Below are 7710 nucleotides of genomic sequence, written 5' to 3'. Positions count from 1 at the left end.
TCCTGAGCTTGGGTTTATAACCAACAAACAAGCCGCAGCACTCATTGGTGTTGCTCCCATCAACCGAGAAAGTGGACGCTATAAAGGCAAACGAGTCATTCAGGGGGGACGAGCACAAGTACGCACCGTACTCTACATGGCTATGATGTCAGCAATGCAGTGTAACCCTGTTTTTAAAGCAACTTACCAACGACTTTTAGATGCTGGGAAACCGAAAAAAGTCGCCATTATTGCGTGTGTCAGGAAGATGGTTGTGATCCTAAATTCGATGCTTCGAGATGGCGTCATGTGGGACGAAAACATAGCCAAAAATTAGCTATTGACGCCATAGTCGTTTGTTAGAAAAACACTTGCGATAGTAGTAAATTATCAATATTACTTAGGGAAAGTATACTATGCTCTCTCGTCATAATATCCTTAGTATGCTCTTCTAAACTCGAACTAAAGTCATGTGAAAACACAAGATGTCCTTTGTTCTCTATCATTATTTCACTCAAAAACCATAGAGTATGATTTTCTTTTGGATGTAATCCTATAGCTAATTTATCGCTTGTTTCATTTTTAATGCTAAGAATTACAAATTTAGACGTTTCATTATGCTCAAGTTTTACTATAAATATAATTGCATTTTCACAGTCATCTTCTAATGTAAAGTCGAATACTTTACTAAAACAGTACCCAGATTTTCTTACATCAAATTCATAAATATTCAAATATGATTGACCTTTCTCAATACTATCAAAAAGCTCGTTATAAAGAAGAAGTGAACGTTCTTTTCTTTCTAAGTTGATACTTTTCTTTTTCTCCATGCGTATTTTAAAAGCTATTGCTTCATCGTTATCAACATCCGCAAGTTTATTTATAAAAGCATCAAATAACTTTAATTTTTTATCTATCTCAAATAAATCTCTTCGCAAAAGTCGGAGACAATATTTATGATAAAACTTATCCGTAAAACCAGGAAAAGGCTCTTCGACATCTTCAAAAATACTGCGATCGTGATCTCTACAATATCCGGGGAAATTAGTTGCATTTCCTTTATGAACTGGCTTGAACCATGACTTCAATGCGTTATTTCTAAAGTCAGTTGTTAGTTCACATACCATTCCCTTGCTATCAGCTAATTGCTTCAAAAATACATTTTCAGACATTTCATGAGAAAATATTGACTTATTCACACAGCCTTGGTGACCACATACATACAATGATTTATTGTTTGGTTTAAGCATCTCATTTAGAGCGTTTCTAACTTCATTATTAATAGTATTTGAAGGAAAATTCAGCAAATCTTGGACAAGTAAACCCCTAGCAAAGTCGTGGTCTTCAGTCTTTTCTATGATATCTAATAATTTATCAACAAATTCCATACTACCTCCGTTTTTCTAACGCCTGCAATAAGGTGCCCTACGCTGAACTAGTAAAGCACACCGAACTTCATACCAAAACCGCCGAGTGTAACGGGTCACCTTGATTGCTTTATTATATTTTTTTTAATGGTGCGATATCATCAACACCAAAAGTTGACTTTAATAAGGCTTTTTCTGAAGAAAGATTTCCAATATCCATATGTAAGTCTCCAAAAGCTCTAAAGATAGTATATGACTTTTTATATTTACTATAATCAAGGAAGTTTCGTATCAAAGTCTTAGGTGCCGCTGACTCTAGTGACATTAGTACACTCGAAATATCTGTAGATGAAAGCCTATTTTTCAAAAATTGCGGTTTTTTAAACTCCCCTGCAGATAGTAACTTCCAAGAATTATTCCAATCATCGACAATATCTATACGCTCAGATATGGTTTTACTATTATTAAGTGAAACCATATAACGATGACGTAAATTACGAAATTCCGCATAATCTTCTCTTAAACTAATTAAAGCAGATATTGGGTCATTACCTTTAGAGCAGCGGTCTAGAAACAGCAACAAAAATGGTGGTATATAAGCTAACTCAGCCCAAAACCTATCTTCACTTGACTCTGTCAGACTTAGCATTTTTGCGTTATGAAAAATTTCATAGTCACGATACTTATCTAATAAATACTCAGTTTGATTGTTTCTCTTAATGCTATAATCTGCAATGGAGTTCATTGAGATTGGAAGCACACATACGCTTTCTGTTATTTCAGCCATTTCATTCGTCAAACACCACATCCATAGCCTTAACTGTGTAAATGACTTCGAATCTAGTATGGCTTTGATTTCTGGATACTCAAGTCCATAAGTAAAGATTTCTTTACCTATATCAGGATCATTATGAAAAAGCCAAATGTCATTTTCTTCTGCTAAATCATCAAAAGCTTCATCGTAAAGAGCCATATCAAAAGATAGATGATCTTTCATGTCATCTGAATTATTCAGTTTTGACTTTCCAATAAACTCAATTGCATTATCAGAACACAAATTGAGCTTAGCAATGTAGTCGTGATGCTTAAACTTATCGTTTATATGTACTCTTTCATACAAAATAAATGCAGAAATAAAGGATTCTACTCTAGATATTTGCTCTACAGAAATCGTGTCAAATAAACTATTGATTAGACACCCAAAGGCATCTACTCCCCAAATACTAACTACTGCTGAATTTTTCATCTACACCCTTAAAAATATAACAACTTTATATATGGAATTGTTCTACATTACAATTCCATATATCACCATTAGCAAATGCTAACATAAACATTAAGTATTTGATAATAAATAACATAAAAAACAGGTGATGGATAAATTGTAGAATCATTCCATATATCACATTCTACATTTTCGCCATCCGTATGGCATCACAATATAATGAATAACAATGAGTAAAACTTATAAAAACCGTGACCGCAGTCAAACATCCTTTGGTTAGTTTTTTTCATAAGCATAATTTCTCACCTATGATACCTGTATATTCAAACAGGGTCTTACTATGAATAAATCCCCCTTTCTACGATCTATTGAACATTTCATGTATGCCAAGCATTACAGTAAACAAACGGTGAAAATTTATACCTACTGAATTAGGAATTACATTCTCTTTAATAACAAAAAACACCCTAGAGAAATGGGTTCTGGCGAAGTGAGAACGTTTCTTTCCCACCTTGTGATTACACGAAATGTAGCTGCAAGAACGCAAGCAACTGCATTAAATGCACTTGTTTTTCTTTATAATATGTTCCTGAAGCAGCCCTTAAGCGGTGATCTCGGTTTCAAAAAATCGCATAAGGAACGAAAAATTCCAACCGTTTTAACACCATCTGAAATCACTTTACTGTTTAGATCAATTCGCAAAGATTTATTACTACCTTTCCAATTAATGTATGGCAGTGGCCTGCGGCTATCAGAAGTGCTTCATCTACGTTACGGGGACATCGATTATGACTATGGTGCATTGAGGATTTGGCAGTCAAAAGGAGGAAAAAATCGTACTGTTACATTAGCAAAAGAGTTATATCCAGCATTACGAAACCAACAAAATTTAGTTGAGTACTATCACCTTACTGACATGACCAACCCTAATTTCAATGGTGTTTGGCTTCCCTTCGCACTCGCCAAAAAATATCCGAACGCCCCCAAAGAGAAAAAATGGCAATATCTATTTCCTTCTCGCCATCTTTCGTCAGATCCCGCGACAGGCCAATTACGTCGACATCATATACACAGAACATCGCTAAGTAAGGAAATAAAGCATGCAGCATTTCGTGAAAAAATTGAAAAATCGGTGACTTGTCATACACTTCGACACTCATTTGCAACACACATACTTGCCAATGGTTCTGATATACGTACTGTTCAAGAGCAACTTGGGCATAGCGACGTAAAAACCACTGAAATATACACTCATGTTCTTAAACGCGGTGCGTCTGGAGTACAAAGTCCACTTTCAGCATTATTGACGATAGAATAACCACGCAACCGCCATCACGTTGTCCATGCATAATATCTAAATAACGACTATGCCTTATCAAGACGCACTCGTACAAGTGCGGTGATGGTATTACGACCATTACTGTAAGGTGTGCTGAAGCGCGTGGAAAATTTAGATATAAAATACCGATCGTTAAGTCGGCTTTTTTATGTGTGGCGGAGCGTTCTGGGTAAGGGGGGATTTTGAATTCCTATTAGTACATAAGGTGGCTAATACGAAAAAACCCAGCATTTCTGCTGGGCTTTAGAATGTGGCGGAGAGATAGGGATTTACTGCTCGCAAGCTCGCGCCCTCCGGGCTATTGCCTTTTCGCACCTTCGGTACGGGCAATGTGCTTTCGCTTCGCTCAGGTGAACCCTGCCTAGGGTTCTGCACCCTATCTCGTTCTTTCCCAAGTAACAGATGCAAAAAAGCCCAGCATTTCTGCTGGGCTTTAGAATGTGGCGGAGAGATAGGGATTTGAACCCTAGGTGGGCTATAAACCCACGCCGGTTTTCAAGACCGGTGCTTTAAACCACTCAGCCATCTCTCCATGCGGCGGATAGTACGTGGTTCAGGCTTGGCTGTAAACCTTTTTATCGCAGAAAAACACCGATAGAACAAGATTCAAACAACGTGCAATCTATTCACCCTAAGTGGTTATTTTTAATCACATATCAAAGGATTTCACATCGCTAGCTCAGTCACTATGAACCGTGAATTTCAGGGGTTAACACTAATGTTGAAATAATGAGCAAAAAACGACGTTTTTTCAGAGGGGTGAATTACCAACACTACTCCTGTTTATAAGCAGCGCAAAGCAAGTTTTCATGGAAATTACACAATTTTGCGACGCGTCACAAACTGGATTTTATCACCTTAACTCGGCTAAAAACGTTTGGTACACATAGGTGGAATTCGACGCAGGGTTTATTTAGGAGGTCATTGTGTCTATTAATTCCATCGATCATAACGAGATTGCAGATGTATCCTCAAAGTGGGATTTCAAAGATGAAACCGCTTCAAACATCTCGCAACATAAACGCCAACAAGCCGTGGCACGCCGCCGCATCGAGATGCTACGGGACATTCGCGCCAGTGGCTTAACCATCGAAGAAGCCAAAGAGTTGGGGCTTATCCACTGATTCTGATGCGTAACATGCGTGACCACTAATAACGAGTGATAAGGAGAAAACCTCATCGATAGATTATATCTATCACTGTAATCTGTATTTCCGGCTTTTCCTAAACGTGGGTAGTCGCTAAAGTAGCCGTAAAGAAACTGAATGGAATACAACGATGACAACAATGACTACCCGTTGCCCACACTGCAAGTCACTGAACCGTATCCAATCTGAACGTGTTAATGACTTAGCGACTTGTGGAGCATGTAAAGAACGCCTTCTCGACGGTATGCCGATTGAAGGCACAGCAGAGAATTTCTTAGCCCTGATCCAAGGCGACAAGCCTGTTGTCGTTGATTTCTGGGCTCCTTGGTGTAGCCCGTGTGTTGGCTTCGCTCCCGTCTTTGAAGATGTGGCGAAAGAGCGTAACGGTGATGTCCGTTTCGTGAAAATTGATACCGAGGCGCAGCAAGCCCTTGCGACACAATACCGTATTCGAAGCATTCCAACGATCATGGTATTTAAGAACGGTCAACTTGCCGACACCATCAATGGTGCGTTGCCAAAAGGCCAATTTGATCAATGGCTCAATCAAGCCCTAACCAAGTAGTCATGAAGGACTATCATTGATCCTTAACAGATAAAAGGTGCTAGTCAGCACCTTTTTTAATGAAACGAATCCGCTAGAACAAGGTAATCAGTTTCGTCATCACACTTTAACGCCACCTATCCTGCCGACCGCTCCCCACCTTGATGAAAAAATAATAAATTCTCGCTGAAAACGCTATCTTGAGGTAGCTTGAGTATATTCATGATGACAAACAAGGATGATGACTGTGAGCAAATCACCCGCAGCTGGCATACTAAGCCAGATCAATATCTTTCCCATCAAATCTATCGCGGGCCTGAGTCAGTCGCAGGCTTGGGTTGAAAAGCAAGGAATTTGTTTCGATCGCCGCTTTATGATTACCACCCCTGATGGCATGATGATCACTGCACGAAAATTTCCACAGTTGGTCAAAGTCACGGCGGCATTGCAACCTGATGGCCTTATCCTGTCCTACTCGGGTAGTGAACCTCTGGCACTGAAATACGCCGATTTTGACATGACAGCAACCTCAGCGACGGTGTGGAACGATACCTTCCTTGCCTATCAGACCACCGTAGAAGCAAATCTCTGGTTCAGCCATATCATTGGCAAAACAGTACAATTGCTCTTTACCGGGGAGCAATCAAACCGCATCCGCTCCGGAATCAGCCAAAATGTCAGTTTTGCTGATGGTTACCCGCTATTAGTGATCAGTGAAGCATCACTTGCGGCCCTTAATGAGCGCAGTCCACAGCATCACACCATGGCGCAATTTCGTACCAATCTGGTGGTATCGGGTACTGAACCATTTGCCGAAGATGGCTGGAAACGGATCCGCATCGGTGACGTCGAATTTGAAACGGTTAAGCCCTGTGCACGCTGTATTTTGACCACGGTTGACCCCAAAACAGGCGAGTTTAACCCCCTTAAAGAGCCTCTTAATACCTTGTCTGCCTTTCGCTCAAAAGGAAGCTGGGATGTGTTTTTTGGTCAAAATCTCATCGCATTAAATGAAGGGATGATCCATGCGGGTGATCCTATTGAAGTATTGGAAACCAAACCGAAAGAGTTTTACCCTGATAACAGTGATACAAGCTTGACGCTAACGTGTGTTGAACGTGACGATATTGCCCGTGATTTTTGCACATTCTGGCTTGAACCTGCCAAACAGCAACAATTACCAAGCTACCAACCCGGACAACACCTTCCGCTGCAAATTGAAATCAATGGCGAGTATATTGCCCGCCGCTATACCCTCTCATCCAGCCCTTCTCGACCAGGCCGTTATGCCATTTCCGTTAAACGTATCGGTGATGGACGAATCTCAAATTGGCTGCATGATAATTTCCACGTCGGTAATTCATTGGTTGCAGAAAAACCCGATGGCAATTTTCACCTCGGTCAACATACCGATAAACTGTTGCTGCTTTCAGCTGGCAGCGGGGTTACGCCGATGATTTCAATGCTTCGCTACCTTGCTGATAATCACCTTATCCGAGATGTGGTGTTCTATCACCAGTGTCGCAGTGAATCGGATATTCCGTATCTTAATGAACTGGAGCAATTAAAGACGGCTCATCCTCACCTGACTGTCATCATCGCATTAAGCCAACCAAGCTCGGCATGGTCAGGACTGACGGGGCGACTGAATACTCAGCACCTCACTCACATCCCCGAACTGGCGGACAGACAAGTGTTTGTCTGTGGACCCGATAGTTTCATGACGCACGCCAAAACCCATCTGCTTGAAGCTGGCGTAGCTGAAAGCTGTTACCACCAAGAAGCATTCGGCTCTGCAAAACCCGCTACAACCGCCCAGCAAACTGTCAGTATCAGTATTGATGGCAATCTCTTTCAGGGGGATAACCAACATACCTTACTTGAGCAAGCCGAAGCGGCAGGCATTGGTGTAGCAAATAGCTGCCGAGCGGGGTTTTGTGGCGCCTGTAAGATGACATTGGAATCAGGTGATGTCGAACAACCGGACGTACCCGCATTACTGCCAGGCGAAAAAGAAGCGGGAAAAGTACTGGCATGCTGCTGCATACCCAAAACGGATGTTGAACTCATAAGCTAAGATGAAAACAGCCACCTTGATCGAATTATCT

7 protein-coding genes and 1 tRNA gene are annotated in these 7710 nt (G+C 40.8%); 5 read left to right on the top strand and 3 right to left on the bottom strand.

The window, feature by feature from the left end; all coding sequences use genetic code 11:
* On the top strand, positions 1 to 316 hold a 316-nt coding region (locus L4D12_RS06965), incomplete at its 5' end, for a transposase (protein WP_428447095.1).
* Between the two features lie 22 nt (positions 317 to 338).
* On the opposite strand, the gene L4D12_RS06960 is transcribed toward L4D12_RS06965, so the two are convergent.
* Positions 339 to 1367 (bottom strand): hypothetical protein, encoded by a 1029-nt coding sequence (locus tag L4D12_RS06960; protein WP_428447094.1) that lies wholly within the window; start codon positions 1365 to 1367, stop codon positions 339 to 341.
* Between the two features lie 112 nt (positions 1368 to 1479).
* Complete coding sequence (locus tag L4D12_RS06955) at positions 1480 to 2592, bottom strand: hypothetical protein (protein WP_428447093.1); 1113 nt, start codon at positions 2590 to 2592, stop codon at positions 1480 to 1482.
* 409 nt (positions 2593 to 3001) lie between these two features.
* On the opposite strand from L4D12_RS06955, the gene L4D12_RS06950 reads away from it, so the two are divergent.
* Positions 3002 to 3889, top strand: a complete 888-nt coding sequence (locus L4D12_RS06950; protein ID WP_428447106.1) for an integron integrase — start codon at positions 3002 to 3004, stop codon at positions 3887 to 3889.
* A gap of 462 nt (positions 3890 to 4351) precedes the next feature.
* Here L4D12_RS06950 and L4D12_RS06945 read toward each other — a convergent pair.
* Positions 4352 to 4442, bottom strand: a tRNA-Ser gene (locus L4D12_RS06945).
* A 394-nt stretch (positions 4443 to 4836) separates the two neighbouring features.
* Between L4D12_RS06945 and L4D12_RS06940 the strand changes: the two genes are divergently transcribed.
* From L4D12_RS06940 to L4D12_RS06930, 3 genes are all read left to right on the top strand, one after another.
* Positions 4837 to 5034, top strand: coding sequence for a hypothetical protein (locus L4D12_RS06940; RefSeq protein ID WP_428447092.1), 198 nt, complete (start codon positions 4837 to 4839; stop codon positions 5032 to 5034).
* 154 nt (positions 5035 to 5188) lie between these two features.
* Complete coding sequence (gene trxC, locus L4D12_RS06935) at positions 5189 to 5623, top strand: thioredoxin TrxC (protein ID WP_428447091.1); 435 nt, start codon at positions 5189 to 5191, stop codon at positions 5621 to 5623.
* A gap of 217 nt (positions 5624 to 5840) precedes the next feature.
* A complete protein-coding gene (locus L4D12_RS06930) occupies positions 5841 to 7679 on the top strand; it encodes an MOSC N-terminal beta barrel domain-containing protein (RefSeq protein WP_428447090.1) in 1839 nt (612 codons plus the stop codon).
* Positions 7680 to 7710 lie beyond the last annotated feature (31 nt).

This window comes from Photobacterium nomapromontoriensis (assembly GCF_050336815.1).
In the GTDB taxonomy this organism is placed as follows: Bacteria; Pseudomonadota; Gammaproteobacteria; order Enterobacterales; family Vibrionaceae; genus Photobacterium; species Photobacterium nomapromontoriensis.
This window is presented reverse-complemented; position numbering and strand designations above follow the sequence as displayed.